We start from the raw sequence: 16,602 nt of genomic DNA, 5'->3' as shown, positions 1-16,602 counted from the left end.
TCACAGAAAAAATGCCTGGGAAATCTTAGAGACCTCCCAGGCTGCATCCTTCTGTGAACACAGTATCCTGTGTGTTTTATCCTGATCCAGACCGGCAGATGCCGCGGAATCCTATAAAACTTTATTTTAGTATAGCAAAAAGAATAGTCTGTGTCAAATATTTATACCGGCAGATTTTTTTCATACAGCATCCGCAGACCCTCCAGCAGCAGATTGCAGCTGTAAATAATCTCGCGCCGGCAATAGGAAACGATGTCGTGCGACAGTCCGCCGGTGGCAATCACCTTGCACTTTACACCAAGCTCTTCCTCAATTCGGTCGCACATTCCGTCCACCATGGAGGCCTGTCCGTAAATCAGGCCGGAGCGCATACAGTCCACCGTATTGGTGCCGACCACCTTATCCGGCGCTTCCATGCTGATAGCCGGCAGCTGAGCCGTGCGGGAGGTAAGCGCCTCCATGCTGATGCCCGCGCCGGGAATAATGCAGCCGCCCAGCATACTGCCGTTGCTGTCGATCACAGAGACCGTCGTAGCCGTGCCCATATCCCATATAATGCAGGGGCCGCCGTACAGCTCAACCGCCGCCACGCAGCCCGCCACCAGGTCCGCGCCCAGCGCTTCCGGTGGGTTCAGGCGAACATTCAGCCCGGTCACGGTTTTTTCCCCGACGACAACAGGCTCTATTTTAGTCAGCTTTCGAATGGCACGGGTAATATAGGTCGTTACCGGCGGCACCACCGAGCCGATGATTGCCCCTGTAACATCTATCACCTTTACCCCGTAAATATCCAGGATATCGCGCAGTTCGATTGCGTACTGATCCTCCATTCGGGAACGGTCGGTCGCCATTCGGGATACAAATCGAAGCTTCTTCCCCTCGTAACCACCAATCGTAATATTCGTATTGCCGATATCCAGCGTTAAGAGCATAAGTGCATCCTCCCCCGATTTTTCACGAAGGTTATTATACCCAAATCCGACTGAATACGCAATACCCAAAACTGCTCTCATCCGGCATTCCTGCTGTTTTTTCCCGAAAAAGGCACTCTTATTTTCTGTATATTCCTTGTCGGAATCAAAACCATTCAAAGGGAGCGTGTTTCATGAAACACGCTCCCTTGTGCATTGATTTTTCCCGATTGAACTGTATATTTATTAGGAATTTTGAAGCGGGAGGCATGCCCGCCATTGAAGAGGAAGCATTTGATCCTCTTTACCGTCACAAAAAAAGGATACGAACCGCCCACACCGAAGCAATATACCCCACCAAATCGGCCGTAAGGGCTGCGGGGATCGTATGGCGGGTCTTTTTGATTCCCACCGCACCGAAGTACACGGCGATCGCGTAAAAGGTGGTTTCGGTCGAACCGTTCATCACAGAGGCCACGCGCCCGACAAAGCTGTCCGGCCCGTAATCGCGGAACAGCTGCAGCAGCAGCGCGTTTGATCCGCTGCCGGAGACGGGACGCATGAGCGCCAGCGGCATCACCTCCGGCGGCAGGCCGAGCGCCAGTGCTGCCGGCCGAAGAAAGGACGCGACCAAATCCAGCGCACCGGACGCACTGAGCATGTTTACTGCCAGAATCAGCCCCACCAGGGACGGCAGGATTTCAAAGCACGAAATAGCGCCTTCCTTGGCTCCGCTGACAAAGACGTCAAACACCGGCACCTTCCTAAGAAAGCCGAAAACGAGAATAAAAAAAATCGTGGCCGGTACCACCACGCTCCCTATATCAGCCAAGCCTGTTTTCCCGCCTTTCCAGCAGTTTTGCGGCCAAAATCCCCAGCCCCAGCGACACAATGGAAGCGAGCCATACGGCAGGCACAATATCAAAGGGCTGAGCAGAACCATACTGCGCCCGCAGCGTTCCCATAAAGGTAGGCACCAGCTGGATCGACGCCGTGTTGATGACCACAAACATCACCATATTATTGTCGGCTTCTGTCGGCCGTTTATTGACGCGGCTCATCTCTTTCATAGCGGCGATCCCCAGCGGTGTAGCCGCGTTTCCCAGCCCCAGCAGATTTGCTGTTATGTTCATGCAGATCGCCTTCATGGCGGCGCTGTCTTTCGGGTATTTGGGGAACAACAGCCTCATCACAGGGTAAAACATCCGGCTGAGCAGCTTTGTCAGCCCTCCGGCGTCTGCAATTTTCATCAGACCCGTCCATACGCACATCATGCCCAGCAGAACAATCACCAGCTGAACCGCACTTGCCGCGCCGGAGAGCACTGCATCGGACAGCTCCGGCAGCCGCCCGGTCAGCAAAGCGCAGATACAACTGAACAGAATCATTCCAGCCCAAATGTAATTCATCATATTTCTTCACCCGTACATACATATGTAAAAGCGCTTCATTCCATACCCAAAGCATTTTTATCGAAAGAACAGCATGAGAATGAAAATTTTAAGTTTATTTGTACAAATACATATTGTAAAATTAAAGAATTATTCACTGTTTGTTGATTGACACAAATGCCAAAAAAAGGTATTATTAACTCGCAATATCAATTTATTGGGAATTCATATTGGTATTGGTTATGATTAGGAGGAACCATCATGAAATCTACGGGGATTGTTCGGCCAGTCGATATGTTCGGGCGTATCGTACTGCCAAAAGAGCTTAGATCCACTCTCAACATCACAGAAAAAGATTCTTTGGAAATTTTCGTGGAAGATTCTGCGATTATTCTGAAGAAATACCAGCCTTCCTGTATTTTCTGTGGGAGCATGGATCGAATTTCGAAGTACAAAGACCACAATGTATGTCACAAATGTATGGAACGGTTAGCAAAACGTCTTGAAGAAGAATCCGATTAAACACATCCGTTCGTTACGGCAGCATCCCAGAAAAAATCCTCCGGTGTTCTTCATTTGGGGGATTTTTTGAACCCTGTGCTGTCTCCACAACAGCACAGCAAACGGTAAAGTTTTATACCGGATGTATTTCCCATCGCCCTGTCACCCAAGGACATAGAACCCTTTGGTACCCTGAACAAATGGGACAGGCCGCATGCACCGCTGCCTGCCAACCCATGATTCTGCTGATGCGCATTTGTCCGTATTTCTTTCACTTGGAATGATTTACTTGACTTTCCCGCCTGCACACAGTATAATGAAGCCACAATTGAAAACCCATGAGGGAGTAGTTTGCATACTTTATGTATGCGGCAAGTCAACACAATGACTCGACCAGGTCTGGCTTGCCTTAATTAACGAGACTCATGTATAACTTTATTGGCTATACATGATCTCTACGTCTTGAGTAACACACCCAAGTATAGCTGTTAAAGCTATACTTGGGTTTTTCTTTTGTAATTCTTATTACAAACGGAGGAAGTAGAATGGGAATCACAGCCTTAGTTTTTTCACTGGGCGCAGTCGTCTTAGCCGAAATGGGAGACAAAACACAGCTTTTGGCAATGGCTTTTGCAGCAAAATACAAAGCTACTAAGGTCATGATCGGTGTCTTTTTGGCCACGATTTTAAACCATGCGCTGGCCGTGGCTGTTGGCCATATGCTGACGCGCTTTGAAACGATCCAGGTATGGATTCAGGGAATTGCCGCGCTGTCGTTTATCTTTTTCGGGCTATGGACCATCCGGGGGGACAAGCTGGATGGAGAGGAAAACAAAACCACAAAATTCGGGGCCATTGCGACGGTGGCAATCGCGTTTTTCATTGCGGAAATGGGCGACAAGACCCAGCTGACCACGGTGGCGCTCGCCGCAAAATTCCCCACAAACCCGCTTTGGATTCTGGCCGGCACCACGCTGGGCATGCTGATCGCCGACGGCATTGGAATCATCATCGGCGTTGTATTGTGTAAGAAGATCCCGGAGCGGACAGTGAAGCTGATTTCCGCCGCGGTTTTCGTCTTCTTCGGTTTCCTGGGCAGCTATCAGGTGATGAGAAGCGATTTGGGCCTGAATACCGACATCATCATGCTGGTCATGACTCTTCTTTATGCCTTGACTGCCGCAGCAACCATTTATCTGCTGAAAAAAGAGAGCGCGGAAGGGATCGCAGACTCCGTTTCTCCCGCATGCTGTCAGGTCAAAAAGGAAATCTGATCTGCTTTTCAAAAAACATGCAGGCCGCCGAAATTTGCACAAGACAAACGGCAAACGCCGCAAAGTACAGTCTCACTCTTGTTGTATGCGACTGCACTTTGCGGGTTCCTCTGCCCTGCAGGCACGCAGCAGCGCAGGAAGCAAAATTGTTTCCCAATTTCGCGGTTGTGCAATTTTCTCAACAACCTGAGCCCGGCAGCATACCGCTGCCGGGCTTTTATTCTGTCCAGACAAAACGAGGGGTTGATACCCCGTTTCTCCTGCCGCCCGGCATGGGCGCTTTCAGCAGCAATTGCAACCAAAGCAAAATAAATTCTAAAAAGCAGCAGGACAGCTTTTGCTTTATTGGAATGAAAATTTTTTCCGGAACAGCGAATATTCTTTTAAGCAGTTTTCCCCGGTGCAACACCCCTTTCAAAACAAGATACAGAGCCGATTCTTTGAGAGATTTGTTAAAAATTGCTTTTAGGGTTATTGATTTTTATCGTTCAAGCTGTTATTCTGAAAGCATATGAGTTGGTCCGAGTGTACTGAATCGGTTCCAAGTACTGCCGTCCGGTTTTCTGCCCGGTGCGGAAAACCACGGTAAGGAGGTTCTTTCGGATGGAGAAAAGCGGCCGGCCGAAATGGGACTGGGAAGTTCCGGCCCGTCAGCAGCTGGAGCTGTTAGCGGAATCATCGTATCGTGCGTTCAGTGAAAAGCTTCTGCCCGGAACCTCCCACATTTTAGGAGTGCGGCTTCCCACGCTGCGGCGGCTGGCAAAACAGATTGCAGCGGGAGACTGGCGCGGCTATCTCGCACAGGCATCGGACGGCACCTTTGAGGAGATCATGCTTCAGGGCCTTGTTCTCGGGTGTGCCAAGGCAGATACGGCGGAGCTGCTGGCCCGCACCGCCGATTTTATTCCCAAGATCGACAACTGGTCTGTATGCGACAGCTTTTGCTCCGGCTTCCGCCTGGCCGGGCGCGAACCGGAAACTGTGTGGAATTTTCTTCTGCCCTATGTGGAATCCGAACGGGAATTTTTTTGCCGCTTCGGTATGGTGATGCTGCTGGATCATTACTGCGGCGAGGAATACCTGGAGCGCACGCTGCTTCGGCTGACACAAATACAGGCGGAGGGGTATTACGCCAAAATGGCGGCCGCATGGGCAATTTCGGAGTGTTTTGTCAAAGACCCGGCACGAACACTTCCCTATTTGGAGCAGCCGACTTGGGATGATTTTATTCACAATAAGGCGATCCAGAAGATCACGGAATCCTACCGGGTTTCTCCGGACAAAAAGGCTTTGGCCCGCGGCCTGAAACGCACTGCCTCGGCCTGAACGAAACCGCCTGCCCATCCCTGCGGCGATGGCCGGTTTACCGAACACTTACATACTGTCCGTTTTCTGAAAACATGAATCAAAGGGGCAAAGGAGGTCTATTATGGAACCGCAGTTAGATCTGGCAATTGACTGTACCTATGCTGATTCCGACATGCCGATTCAACAGCTGTACTTCAACGTATACCGTCAGATTTACATCAAACAAGGAAAAATCCGACTGACTGTCAACGGAGCAAATTACATTATTCCTGCGGGACATATGTTCTTTTTCAGCAATTTGGATGAATGCTCGCTGGAGGTGCTGGAAGCGCCGTACCAACGGTATTTGGTGACGATTCAGCCGCTGAAAATCCATCACATTCTGTACGACAGCCCTTTGATGTCTGTTTTTCAGCATCATTCCGCCGAGAGCTTCCCCACCTTCGATTTGACGGACTGCCAGGAGGAAGCCGAGACGCTGTTTGAAGGAATGTCCCGCGAAAGCGCGCGCTTTCGCCCTTACCGCGGCGACTACATGGTATCTTTTCTGCAGCAGTCTCTGATTCTGGCCTATCGCCGCTCCGCCGGTCAGTTCGCCTCCTATGACGGAAGGCACTCCTCCCACATTTACGAAGTGAAAAAGTATCTGGAGGAGCATTGTCTGGAGGATATTCAGATCAAAGAGCTGGCAGAACAGTTCTATATCAGCGTTTATTACCTGTCGCACAGCTTCAAGAGCATGACCGGATACAGCCCAAAGCAATTTTTGCTGATGAACCGGCTGTCCTACGCCAAGGATTTACTGTGGAACACGAAAAAGCCGATTGCCCAGATTGCGGTGGAATGCGGATTCGGCAATGCCAACAACTTTATCCGCGCGTTTAAAAAGCACACGGGAGCCGCTCCCGGAAAATTCCGGTCTTCCACGACCTCCGGCAATCAGCTGTAATCGGAATTCTGTAGACGGAACGCTGCGGCAGAACGCTGTTTTGTTCTAAACTTTCACGCAGACGCCAAATCATCAGAATTTGAAAAGCCCCCACTATCAGGCCAATGTCATTCAGTTAAGGAGCAAATTGAAAAATTTGCTCCTTAACTTTTATAAACAAATAAATGCCCCCGATCCAATCATTCGCATCAATCAGCAAAAAAGAGACTCCCCGCCCATTCATTGAATAATGGGCGGGGAGCTTCATTTTTTGTAAGTTTGGGCTTAACAAAATCACATTAGGAATTGCAGCGGTTCGCGTACCCTCGGGCTTTGTATTGTTTTCCTTGCGGATATGGATTGCTATTCGTTTGACATGTAATTGGAAATTCCCGCAAGCTCCCCGGCCATCGCCGCAAAATCAAGGCTGGCCTTTGCCATTTCCTGTATCGACGCTTCCTGGGATTTTGCAGTACGGTCAACTGCTTGAATCTTCTCGTTCATTTGAATAATGGCATGCTGCACCTTGTTCAACAGGTCCTTAATCGTTTTAACCGACTCGTCACTTTCGACCGCCAGCTTGCGCACCTCGCCGGCCACTACGTCAAAGCCTTTGCCAAGCGCGCCGACGTGGGCAGCTTCGATCGATGCGTTCAAGGCCAATAAATTTGTTTGCCTTGCGATGCTGCTGATGGAAGCGACGATTTTGTCAGTTTGCTTGATCGAGCTTGTGAGTTGATTGCTAAAAGACCCAAGTTCACCGGAAATATTGGCAAGCTGCGCAGTTGTTGCGGCAATCTCCTCCATATTGGCGGTATATTCCTGTGCGGATGTAGCTAAATTATTCGAAATATGTTGTATTTTTTCTTGAGTATCTACAGCCTGGGCTGTAATAACACAACCAACGACCTTGTTGCCATTTTTAAACGGGTATGCGCACGCAATATAAGGTGCGCCAAAAGCGGATTGCTCCTTTGAAACCTTTTGCACAACCTTTTGACCGGTTGCCATACATTGTTTGCTAGCTTTACCTTGCATCGGGTCTCCGACCTTGACTTTAAAGTCGAAAGATCTACCCGGGGCATATGAAGTATAATAACCCTCTTTAATGACAGAAACATCAACATCTTCCGTAAATATTTCATTCAGATATGGCGTCAAAATCGTAAAAAAATCCAATAATTCTTCTGCTGAATAATTTGCCACAATATCCGCCCCTTTATATTTCTCATTTGCAAAATAAACACGAAATGTTTCCATATAGTTAGGCCATCGAAAAATTCGCTTGTTTGTTGCTGTGTCCGGCCAAAACGAAGCAGTCCAATCATCGGCCATGCTTTATAACAGATTTTAAAAATCCTGCATCTCTGTCGCCCTGCGGACAGATCATACCTGAATGACTGGGTTTTCCATCGATCTCCGGATAGAGCACCATTGATATTGTACCCTTTTATGTGACAAACTGTCAAGTGCAGCGCTGATTTTCGATAGATTTATGTGACAATTGTTGAACAGTGTCACGCCAAACTGTAACAATAGCACCACAGCGGCTATTCAATCACCAGTTTCCCCGCCGTTTTGAATGCATGGCGCTTAACTTGCCGTCGCGAATAAAGTTGCCCTCAAGCTGTTGGCCCACCGTCAGCGGGCAACCGAGCGCACGCTCCAGCAGGGAAATGGGCAGCAGAAAGACAGCGCCCCAGTATTCGCCCTGCAAATCCTCCCCGGCGATGAGGTAGCTCGTCATCTTGCCGGTCATGCTCTCACCGTTGACAGTCAGCAATGCCTGCTCCTGCTCGTCGGCGGTAGCGACGACGAGCTTACCGTCCATTTCTTTGAAAAAACAGACGAGGGTTCTTTTTTTGCAGATTTGGTCTTAACTAAATGACATTGGCTATCAGGCGGGGGCTTTTTTTATACAAATGATCCTGCGCTCCGCAGCCGCAGTGGGGCAGTAGCGTTTCGCATTTTATTTACGGAAATACCCTACCAAAATAGCGCCCGGACCGGCATGCGTACCCACCACGCTGCCCATCAGCAGGGTTTGCCCTTCTCCCAGCTCCTGCTTGAGCGCATCAAGATCCTGCTGGTTAAAGCTATGCGAATACGCGATCGGCATCGACGAATCAAAATCCGGAAGCTCACGCAGATGGCGAACGACAAAATCACATGCCTTTTTCATGCCGCGCTCTTTCCCGATCACCTCGAGGACGCCGTCCTTTACCCGAATGATCGGTTTGATCCCCAGCAGGTTGCCGATCGTCCCCTTTGTGCTGGAAAGGCGGCCGCCCTTGACCAGATATTTCATCGTGTTGAAGACCGCCAGCATCTCCACGTGTTTCGTCAGCTCGGTGATGTACTCGGCAATTTCTTTGCCGCTCTTCCCCTCGTCGCGCAGGCGGATCGCCTCGCGCACCAGCAAAGTCGCACCGGCCGAAACCGTTGTGGAATCGATCGGGTAAACGTCGCTGCGCCCGCACTCCTCTTTGGCAATCACGGCGGACTGATATGTACCGCTCAGCTTCTGGGAAATGTAAATCCCCACAATCTCATCGTTCGGGTACTCGGCATAAACGTCCAGAAAGCTCTGGGGGCTGACCTGCGTTGTCGTCGGCATCTCTGCTTCCGTATTCAGCATCCCGTAAAACTCTTCGTCTGTGATCGTAAATTTATCGATATATTGGCGATCGCCGAAATGCACCGTCAGCGGAACAATCCGAATTCCGAGCTGCTCGGCCTCCTCCCGGGACAAATCTGCCGTACTGTCTATTAAAATCTGAACGCTCATGCTGTCATTCCGCCTTCCTTTTTTTCTTCAAAAAAACGACTCAAGATTTTCAGGGATTCCAAAAGGGAGCAAAGTCTTTCTTCCGAAAGGGAATCGCCGATCATCTGAACCATATCGCGGTGAAACAGACGATGCTGCCATTCCGCCCTTTCCCCCTTCGGAGTCAGTACAATCCACACAACCCGGCGATCCTGCTCACAGCCGCGGCGCTCAAGGCATTCCTTTGCGACCAGCACACCGACTGCCGTGGTGAGCGCGCCCACACTGATACCCAGCCGTGCCGCGATCTTCGACATGGTGTTCTCCTGTCGGGCCTGCATCTGCGCCACAGCCTCCAGTATGTGCAGCTCTTTCATGCTCAGGCCGGATGTGTCTCCGGCAGAAAGCGCGGCTTCCTCATACTGCAGAATCTTATTAAAGGTTTCTACAAAAAAGTGATTCAGCTCCTCCTGCTGAACAGAATTCATGGATATGGATGCTCCTTTAAGCTTTTAAGTTAAAAGTATTTTACCGGAAAACAGAAGGGTCTGTCAAGTTTTTTCAAAAATTACTTTACTTGTCGTAGTAGTTGTGCTATACTCAAATTACTTCAACAGACGTAGTAATAAAAGGAGGAGGAACTAATTTGATCAGCAGCGATATCATGCGCGGCTACAACGACATCATGATCCTGTTTCTTCTGCTGGAACACGACTCTTACGGATATGAAATCTCGAAGGAAATACAGACACGCACCAAGGGAATTTACAGCATGAAAGAAACAACCTTGTATTCCGCCATCAACCGCCTGGAAAAAAGCGGATATATCGCCAGCTATCACGGTTCGGAATCCTTCGGCAAACCCCGCACATATTTCACCATCACCAATGCCGGAAGATCGTATTATCGCGAGAAGTGCGGCGAATGGAAGCTGACCAGGCAGATCGTAGACTATTTTACCAGTGAGAAAGAGGAGAACGAGCATGAGCATGAGTAAAATTCAGATTTACGTAGAGAATTCCTTTGCCTCCTTGCCCCGCACGAAAGAGGTCGCCGAAGTGAAAATGAACATCATTGAAAGCATGGAGGAGCGCTATGAAGCGCTTTTAAAAGAGGGGAAGAACGAAAACGAGGCTTTCGGGGCCGTGATCTCGGAATTCGGCAGCATGGATGAAATCCGGCAGGAGCTGGGGATTTCGGAGGATCAGGATTCCCCTACCGCAGCGTCAACGGCAGGGAGCTACCCTCCCTCTATTCCTGAAGAGCTGCTGCGCGGCTATGAGGCGTTCCGCGGCCGCTTTGCCATCGCGATCACCGCAGGGGTGGTCTGCTGTATCCTCGCCATTGTGATGCAGCAGATTTTTGAAGCGATTTTCGGCGAAGGCTTTCTGGCTACGACTATCTTCTTCCTGCTGGTTGCCGCCGGGGTCAGCCTGTTCGTTTACTTCGGGATGCAGAAATCCTACTGGGAGGAGCAGCTGCAGCAATACCAGCCGTCCGCGCCTGTTTACCACCACCGCCACGCTTCCAGGGGGCAGGACGATACGCTTGCAGGCCGGCTGAGCGGCGCCATTATGCTGATAGCGACAGCGGTGTTCCTCCTTCTCGGCTTTTTGTTTGGCCTGTGGCACCCGGGCTGGGTGGTGTTCCCCGTGGGCGGAATCCTGTGTGGGGTCGTATCGACTCTGCTCGGCGACAGAGCCTGACCTGCCCTGATTTCTCTATTTCTGTCTTTTCAGGAAAACAAATTTTCTGCCTGTCCCTCTTGACAAACCAAAAACAATCGAATACTATGATAGCAACAGAAAAAATGCTTTGATAGGGACACGAATGTGAGATACCGTCTTTTCAGAGAGCTGCCGGTTGGTGCGAGGCAGCAAGGCGCCCACAGGACATCACCCTTGAGCAGACGGCTGAAACCGCTGGGTAGTAAGCTGAGTCCGGATTTCCTCCGTTATTGGGAAGCATATTGTTAGATATGCAGCAAGATGCTGCCTGTACTGGGCAGCAATACAGAGTGGTACCGCGGGAGCTGACGCCCTCGCCTCTGGGAAACCGGAGGCGGGGGCTTTTTTATTTGCATCCTCCCCGGAACGAAAATTCATTGCAGGAGGAAAAAACATGCTGTTAACCGGCGCGCAGATTATTATGGAATGCTTACTGGAACAGGACGCCACCACCGTATTCGGGTATCCGGGTGGAGCGGTACTGAACATTTACGACGCCCTGTACGAGTACCGGGACAAGATCAACCACATCGAAACCTCTCACGAGCAGGGCGCGGCCCACGCTGCCGACGGGTATGCCCGCGCCAGCGGCAAAACCGGCGTTTGCCTTGCTACCTCGGGCCCCGGTGCGACAAACCTTGTGACCGGCATCGCCACCGCCTATATGGATTCCGTTCCGATGGTTGCCATCACGGGGAACGTCAACCTCGGCCTTCTGGGTCTGGACAGCTTTCAGGAGGTGGACATCACAGGGATCACGATGCCCATCACCAAGCACAACTTTATCGTCAAGGATGTCAGCGACCTGGCATTCACCCTGCGCGAAGCGTTCCGCATTGCGCAAAGCGGCCGGAAGGGCCCCGTGCTGGTGGATATCCCGAAGGATGTAACGGCGCACAAATGCGAATTCACTTCCCAAAAACCGGATCATCCGCTCAGCGCGTCCGTTCTTCCGGATGAAAACAGGCTCCAGCAGGCAGTGGAGCTGCTCCGGGAATGCCAGCGCCCCTTTGTGTACGCGGGCGGCGGCGTCATCGCGTCGGAGGCCTCCGACGCTCTGCGGGAGCTCTCCGAGCGCCTGGACGCCCCGGTTTCCTGCTCTTTGATGTGTCAGGGCGGGTTTGACCAGACCGACGAGCGGTATCTCGGCATGCTCGGCATGCACGGCACGGTTCCCTCCGCTCTGGCACTGAAGGAATGCGATGTGCTGGTCGCGGTCGGCACCCGTTTTTCTGACCGCGTGATCTGCAACGCGGATTTGTTCGCGCGCGGCTGCCGCGTGGTGCATATCGACATTGATTCCGCCGAATTCAATAAGAACATCTACGCCGACCTCCGCCTGAAGGGCGACGCCCGTGCCATTCTACAGGCTTTGAACAGCCGGCTGGAAACGGCCAGCCACCCCGAATGGACAGCACAGATCAAAGCGTGGCAGCGGGAGTATCCGCTCTCGCAGAAGGCTGTCTGTGAAAGCGGCGTAACCCCGCAGTATCTGCTGGAAACGCTTCACTATCTGGCCGGGGATCAGCTGATCCTTTCCACAGAGGTGGGCCAGCACCAGATGTGGACCGCGCAGTTTTATCCCTTCAAAGAACCGCGCCGCATGATCACCTCCGGCGGACTGGGCACCATGGGCTTCGGCCTGGGCGCGGCGCTCGGCGCGCAGGTGGCGCAGCCGGGGCTGCGGGTGGTCAACGTTGCGGGCGACGGCAGCTTCCACATGAACTGTGCGGAGCTTTCCACCGCCGCCAAGTACAATATCCCCGTGATTGAGCTGATCGTAAATAATAACGTTCTGGGAATGGTACGCCAGTGGCAGAAGCTGTTTTACGACGGCCGCTTTTCTCAAACAACGCTGAATAAAGCGACGAATTACGAGCTTTTGGCCGAAGCGTTCGGCGTAAAAGCCTTTACCATCCGCACCTGCCAAGACGTGGAGCCTGTCCTCCGTCAGGCGCTCGACTACCAGGGCCCGTCCCTGATCAACTGCCTGATCGACAGCGACATGAACGTTCTGCCCATGGTTCCCGCAGGTTCTGCGGCAGAAGAAGCCATTTTGGAAATCGACGAAAAGGAGCAGCAGCAATGAGTGACACAAAAGCAACAGAGTACATTTTGTCGGTGCGCGCCAAAAACACCCCCGGCGTTCTGCTGCGCATCTCGGGCCTGTTCAGCCGCCGGTGCTACAATATCATGAGCATCGTGGCCGCACAGACGGAGGATGAGCAGTATTCCGAAATGATTATCGTCGTGCAGGGCGACGACCGCATCGTCCGCCAGGTCGATAAACAATTGAGCAAACTTGAGGAAATTGAGCAGGTGACCGTTCTGGAGCGGGACAGTGCGGTGGTGCGCGAGCACCTGCTGCTGCGCGTTCGCCGCACACCCGAAAACAGCGAGTTTCTCGTCACGCTGGCCAACGCGTTCCACGCCTCGATTCTGCAGGTTTCCCCCACCACGATGATTCTGGAGCTGGTAGGCGACGCCACGGCGCTGAACAGCCTGATCGAGCTGTGCAAGCCGTACCAGATCGAACAGATTCTTCGCACAGGAGCAATGGCCATGAGCACTCAGGGGGTAGAAGCATGCTGACCTTAGATAAAATATACCACGCCGCATTCGTTTTAAAGGATGTAATCCGCCAGACCGATTTAATCCACGCGCCGAAAATCGGCGACGACTGCGAGGTTTACCTGAAAACGGAAAATCTTCAGGTCACCGGCTCCTTTAAGGTGCGCGGCGCTTACTATAAAATCTCTCGCCTCAGTCCGGAGGAGAAGGAGCGCGGCGTGATCGCCTGCTCCGCCGGGAACCACGCGCAGGGCGTGGCTCTGGCGGCCGCCAGAAGCGGCATCCAGTCCTGCATCTGCATCCCGAATTCCGCCCCCATCTCAAAGGTGGAAGCCACCCGCGCGTACGGCGCACAGGTGGAGCTGGTGGACGGCGTATACGACGACGCATACCAGCGCGCGCTCCAGATTCAGGAGGAAACCGGCAGCACCTTCATCCACCCGTTTGACGACGAGGACGTGATGGCGGGCCAGGGCACCATCGGCCTTGAAATTTTGAGCCAGCTCCCGGACGTGGACGCGGTGATCGTCCCGGTCGGCGGCGGCGGACTGATTTCCGGCGTGGCTTATGCCATCAAGTCGCTGAGCCCCAACTGCAAGGTGTACGGCGTACAGTCCAGCGGCGCGCCGTCTATGGTGCAGGCGCTGGCGCATCATCAGGTGGAATGCCTGAACGGCGTATGCACGATCGCGGACGGCATCGCCGTCAAGCAGCCCGGCGACCTGACGTATTCCATCTGTGACCAATACGTTGACGAGATCGTGACCGTAACCGATGACGAAATCTCCACCGCCATTCTGACGCTGATTGAACAGCAGAAGCTGATTGCCGAGGGGGCGGGCGCCGTTTCGGTAGCTGCCGCCCTGTTTAACAAGCTGGATCTGAAAGGCAAGAAGGTCGTCTGCCTGGTGTCCGGCGGCAATATCGATGTGACGATTTTGTCCCGCATCATCAACCGCGGCCTGCTCAAGGCCGGCCGTTCCTGCGACATGACGCTCGAGCTGATCGACAAGCCTGGCCAGCTCAAAGAGGTTTCGGCCATTATAGCGGATATGGGAGGCAACGTGGTGGCGGTTCGCCACGACCATTCCGGCGAAGGCAGCGACATCAACGGCTGCACCCTGCGCATCGTGATGGAAACACGCAACCACCAGCACATTGAAGAAATCCGCAGCGCACTTCTTTCAGCCGGGTACCGGATGATCGAACACTGATCCCTAAAAATCAAATGCGGCGGCTCCCCCTTCTTTTCGAAGAGGGAACCGCCGTTTTTGCGGCAGCCGGATACAGACCGGCTGCCAGGAAGTCACAGGTCGGATCAGTCTTTTTTGTATTTCATTCTGGTGGCCATGCCGCCGCGAATATGGCGCTGGGCCTTGTTGATCTCCAGCACATTCTTCACTTCTTTGTACAGCTGCGGATCAACATATTTCAGACGTTCCGCCACATCTTTATGTACAGTGGATTTGCTGACGCCGAATTTTTTCGCGGCTTTGCGAACGGTCGCGTTGTTCTCTATGATGTATTCTCCCAGCTCTACGGCTCGCTCTTCTACTATGCCTTTCACAGCTCTGCCTCCCAAACTAATCTGATTGGTTATAGATATGCGGCCGAAAATCAGAATATGAAAGCTACCGGAAAGAATCCGAACGTTCCCTCCCTCATTTCTTCCCTAAAAACAGGTTGGGGAATTGAAATCCGCACACTTGTATGTTATAACTAACAAAGAAGTCCATCATTCCTGATTTCGGCAAACGGCTGTGATGGCGCGCCGACGGCGCTGACGGGAGGAGAAAACAAATGAAAGTCAGTCACATGATCCTGAAAGTAAACGATTTGCAGAAAGCGGTGGAAGAATACCGCGAAAAGGGCTTTGCCGTGGAATACGGCTCGGCAAAGCGGGCTTATAATGCCATCATTTATTTTTCTGACGGGCCATACCTCGAGCTGCTTGCCTCTACCGGCATGCCGGAAATGATAAAGCGCCTGCTGCGCCTGTCGGGCAAAAAAAGGTTTGCCGACCGCCTCGATTTGTGGGATACGCACGAGGGCGGTCCCTGCGGACTGGCGCTGGAAACTTACGAGTCGAATCTGGAGCGTGAAAAAAAGCTTCTGGATCAGGCAAAGCAGAAGTATGTTGTCATGCCCTCTCACAGAAATGACACCAAGGGCCGCAAGCTCCGCTTTACCTGCCTGTTCCCCGACGATCTGCAGATTCCTTTTCTGATGACCTATTTCAATATTGATCCCAAGCCCAAAAACTTTGTGCATCCCAATGGGGTCAAACGAATCCGCAGCGTTTCGTTCGGTACATCAAAAGAACGGATACCGCTGATTTGTGCGCTGTGCGACGACCCCGCCCTGGTTCTGTTTGAAGGGAACAGCATTCACAGCATCGAGCTGGAGTATGAATCCGGGGAGACCCGGATGCTGATTGAAAACTGAAAAGCTCCGGAGACGACTCAGTCGTCTCCGGAGCTTTTTATTTATGAATTCAACTGAACGTTCCCGCCGCCAAAAACAGCGCAGAACACGCTGTGGCTACGTCGCGCTTTAACGGCCTGCGGGCTGTCAACCCAGTTTAATATCCAAATATGCCTTGACCAGCCGGACACACTGATCCCACGAAAGCTGGCTGCTGTTGAAGCACAGGTCGTAATTGTCCGCATCCTTCCAGTGTTTCCCGGTGAAATACTCGTAATATTCCGCGCGGCGCTTATCGATTTTTTGAATCAGGCGGCGCAGCTCCGAATCCGAAAGATTGGGGTGGAAAACCCTGGCCCGTTCCATGCAGGATTCCATCGGCGCATGAACATAAAGCCTTAAAACGTGATCCATGTCCCGCAGAATATAATCCGCACAGCGGCCGATAATCACGCAGGATTCCTGCGCGGCCAGCTCGCGGATCACCTTGGACTGGAACTGAAACAAATTGCTGTTAGATACAAAATCCTCGCTGTCCGGCGGAATCAGTTCGCCCGAATACGATTTGCGGAACGCCTTCCACAGCACAGTGCTTTTCAGATTTTCGTCCGCTTTCGCAAACAAGGTCTCGTTAATTCCGCTTTCGTCAGACGCCATACGAAGCAGCTCTCTGTCATAAAACGGAACGCCCAGCTCCTCAGCCAGCAATTTGCCGACTGTTCTGCCGCCGCTGCCGTACTCACGTGCGATCGTAATGACAAATTTTTTCATTGTATCACTCTCCTGCCTGGTTCCTGTTG

The 16,602-nt window shown here is 52.2% G+C and carries 20 protein-coding genes and 1 other annotated feature; of the genes, 11 read left to right on the top strand and 9 right to left on the bottom strand.

Going from position 1 to position 16,602, the window contains the following annotated elements:
• Positions 1 to 161 precede the first annotated feature (161 nt).
• The 3 genes from TY09_RS10165 to TY09_RS10155 all read right to left on the bottom strand — a co-directional run bounded on the left by TY09_RS10165 (position 162) and on the right by TY09_RS10155 (position 2,323).
• Positions 162 to 932: a type III pantothenate kinase gene (locus TY09_RS10165; RefSeq protein WP_042433900.1), complete on the bottom strand. Its 771-nt coding sequence runs from the start codon at positions 930 to 932 to the stop codon at positions 162 to 164.
• A 289-nt stretch (positions 933 to 1,221) separates the two neighbouring features.
• Positions 1,222 to 1,743: a spore maturation protein gene (locus TY09_RS10160; RefSeq protein ID WP_042433845.1), complete on the bottom strand. Its 522-nt coding sequence runs from the start codon at positions 1,741 to 1,743 to the stop codon at positions 1,222 to 1,224.
• Positions 1,736 to 2,323 carry a nucleoside recognition domain-containing protein gene (locus TY09_RS10155; RefSeq protein WP_009066003.1) on the bottom strand — a complete coding sequence of 196 codons (588 nt, stop codon included), beginning with the start codon at positions 2,321 to 2,323 and terminating at the stop codon, positions 1,736 to 1,738. Before TY09_RS10155 ends, TY09_RS10160 begins: the two co-directional genes overlap by 8 nt.
• A 240-nt stretch (positions 2,324 to 2,563) precedes the next feature.
• Here TY09_RS10155 and TY09_RS10150 point away from each other — a divergent pair, with 240 nt between their 5' ends.
• The 5 genes from TY09_RS10150 to TY09_RS10130 all read left to right on the top strand — a co-directional run bounded on the left by TY09_RS10150 (position 2,564) and on the right by TY09_RS10130 (position 6,334).
• Positions 2,564 to 2,824 carry an AbrB/MazE/SpoVT family DNA-binding domain-containing protein gene (locus TY09_RS10150; protein ID WP_009065992.1) on the top strand — a complete coding sequence of 87 codons (261 nt, stop codon included), beginning with the start codon at positions 2,564 to 2,566 and terminating at the stop codon, positions 2,822 to 2,824.
• Between the two features lie 524 nt (positions 2,825 to 3,348).
• Positions 3,349 to 4,077, top strand: coding sequence for a TMEM165/GDT1 family protein (locus TY09_RS10145; RefSeq protein ID WP_081759647.1), 729 nt, complete (start codon positions 3,349 to 3,351; stop codon positions 4,075 to 4,077).
• Entirely contained in the window at positions 4,050 to 4,592 is a 543-nt protein-coding gene (locus TY09_RS10140) for a hypothetical protein (protein WP_042433841.1), read from the top strand. The genes TY09_RS10145 and TY09_RS10140 overlap by 28 nt, the downstream gene beginning before the upstream one ends.
• Positions 4,593 to 4,680: 88 nt before the next feature.
• Positions 4,681 to 5,403 (top strand): DNA alkylation repair protein, encoded by a 723-nt coding sequence (locus TY09_RS10135; protein ID WP_042433839.1) that lies wholly within the window; start codon positions 4,681 to 4,683, stop codon positions 5,401 to 5,403.
• 103 nt (positions 5,404 to 5,506) lie between these two features.
• Entirely contained in the window at positions 5,507 to 6,334 is an 828-nt protein-coding gene (locus TY09_RS10130) for a helix-turn-helix transcriptional regulator (RefSeq protein WP_009065998.1), read from the top strand.
• Between the two features lie 342 nt (positions 6,335 to 6,676).
• Here TY09_RS10130 and TY09_RS18935 read toward each other — a convergent pair whose 3' ends face one another.
• From TY09_RS18935 to TY09_RS10110, 4 genes are all read right to left on the bottom strand, one after another.
• Positions 6,677 to 7,573 (bottom strand): methyl-accepting chemotaxis protein, encoded by an 897-nt coding sequence (locus TY09_RS18935; protein ID WP_009066025.1) that lies wholly within the window; start codon positions 7,571 to 7,573, stop codon positions 6,677 to 6,679.
• Positions 7,574 to 7,871: 298 nt separating this feature from the next.
• Positions 7,872 to 8,144, bottom strand: a complete 273-nt coding sequence (locus tag TY09_RS10120; RefSeq protein WP_009065997.1) for a hypothetical protein — start codon at positions 8,142 to 8,144, stop codon at positions 7,872 to 7,874.
• 138 nt (positions 8,145 to 8,282) lie between these two features.
• Positions 8,283 to 9,101 carry a DegV family protein gene (locus TY09_RS10115; protein WP_009065987.1) on the bottom strand — a complete coding sequence of 273 codons (819 nt, stop codon included), beginning with the start codon at positions 9,099 to 9,101 and terminating at the stop codon, positions 8,283 to 8,285.
• On the bottom strand, positions 9,098 to 9,568 hold the full coding sequence (locus TY09_RS10110; protein WP_009065956.1) for a MarR family winged helix-turn-helix transcriptional regulator: 471 nt from the start codon (positions 9,566 to 9,568) through the stop codon (positions 9,098 to 9,100). The genes TY09_RS10115 and TY09_RS10110 overlap by 4 nt, the downstream gene beginning before the upstream one ends.
• 158 nt (positions 9,569 to 9,726) lie before the next feature.
• Between TY09_RS10110 and TY09_RS10105 the strand changes: the two genes are divergently transcribed.
• From TY09_RS10105 to ilvA, 5 genes are all read left to right on the top strand, one after another.
• Positions 9,727 to 10,077 carry a PadR family transcriptional regulator gene (locus TY09_RS10105; RefSeq protein WP_042433834.1) on the top strand — a complete coding sequence of 117 codons (351 nt, stop codon included), beginning with the start codon at positions 9,727 to 9,729 and terminating at the stop codon, positions 10,075 to 10,077.
• The gene (locus tag TY09_RS10100; protein WP_042433831.1) at positions 10,064 to 10,786 is read left to right on the top strand and encodes a permease prefix domain 1-containing protein; all 723 of its coding nucleotides are present in this window, start codon (positions 10,064 to 10,066) and stop codon (positions 10,784 to 10,786) included. The genes TY09_RS10105 and TY09_RS10100 overlap by 14 nt, the downstream gene beginning before the upstream one ends.
• 100 nt (positions 10,787 to 10,886) lie before the next feature.
• Positions 10,887 to 11,132: a binding site (T-box leader), on the top strand.
• Positions 11,133 to 11,201: 69 nt separating this feature from the next.
• Positions 11,202 to 12,896, top strand: coding sequence for a biosynthetic-type acetolactate synthase large subunit (ilvB, locus tag TY09_RS10095; RefSeq protein WP_042433828.1), 1,695 nt, complete (start codon positions 11,202 to 11,204; stop codon positions 12,894 to 12,896).
• Positions 12,893 to 13,399, top strand: coding sequence for an acetolactate synthase small subunit (gene ilvN, locus TY09_RS10090; RefSeq protein ID WP_042433825.1), 507 nt, complete (start codon positions 12,893 to 12,895; stop codon positions 13,397 to 13,399). The genes ilvB and ilvN overlap by 4 nt, the downstream gene beginning before the upstream one ends.
• On the top strand, positions 13,393 to 14,592 hold the full coding sequence (gene ilvA / locus TY09_RS10085) for a threonine ammonia-lyase (RefSeq protein ID WP_009065961.1): 1,200 nt from the start codon (positions 13,393 to 13,395) through the stop codon (positions 14,590 to 14,592). Before ilvN ends, ilvA begins: the two co-directional genes overlap by 7 nt.
• A gap of 104 nt (positions 14,593 to 14,696) precedes the next feature.
• Here ilvA and spoIIID read toward each other — a convergent pair whose 3' ends face one another.
• Positions 14,697 to 14,945 carry a sporulation transcriptional regulator SpoIIID gene (spoIIID, locus tag TY09_RS10080; protein ID WP_009066041.1) on the bottom strand — a complete coding sequence of 83 codons (249 nt, stop codon included), beginning with the start codon at positions 14,943 to 14,945 and terminating at the stop codon, positions 14,697 to 14,699.
• A gap of 233 nt (positions 14,946 to 15,178) precedes the next feature.
• Between spoIIID and TY09_RS10075 the strand changes: the two genes are divergently transcribed.
• Positions 15,179 to 15,823, top strand: coding sequence for a VOC family protein (locus tag TY09_RS10075; protein WP_042433821.1), 645 nt, complete (start codon positions 15,179 to 15,181; stop codon positions 15,821 to 15,823).
• Positions 15,824 to 15,949: 126 nt separating this feature from the next.
• On the opposite strand, the gene TY09_RS10070 is transcribed toward TY09_RS10075, so the two are convergent.
• On the bottom strand, positions 15,950 to 16,573 hold the full coding sequence (locus TY09_RS10070) for a cytidylate kinase-like family protein (protein ID WP_042433819.1): 624 nt from the start codon (positions 16,571 to 16,573) through the stop codon (positions 15,950 to 15,952).
• Between the last annotated feature and the right edge of the window lie 29 nt (positions 16,574 to 16,602).

The sequence above is a fragment of the Faecalispora jeddahensis genome (genome assembly GCF_000577335.1).
GTDB classification, from domain to species: domain Bacteria; phylum Bacillota; class Clostridia; order Oscillospirales; family Acutalibacteraceae; genus Faecalispora; species Faecalispora jeddahensis.
This window is presented reverse-complemented; position numbering and strand designations above follow the sequence as displayed.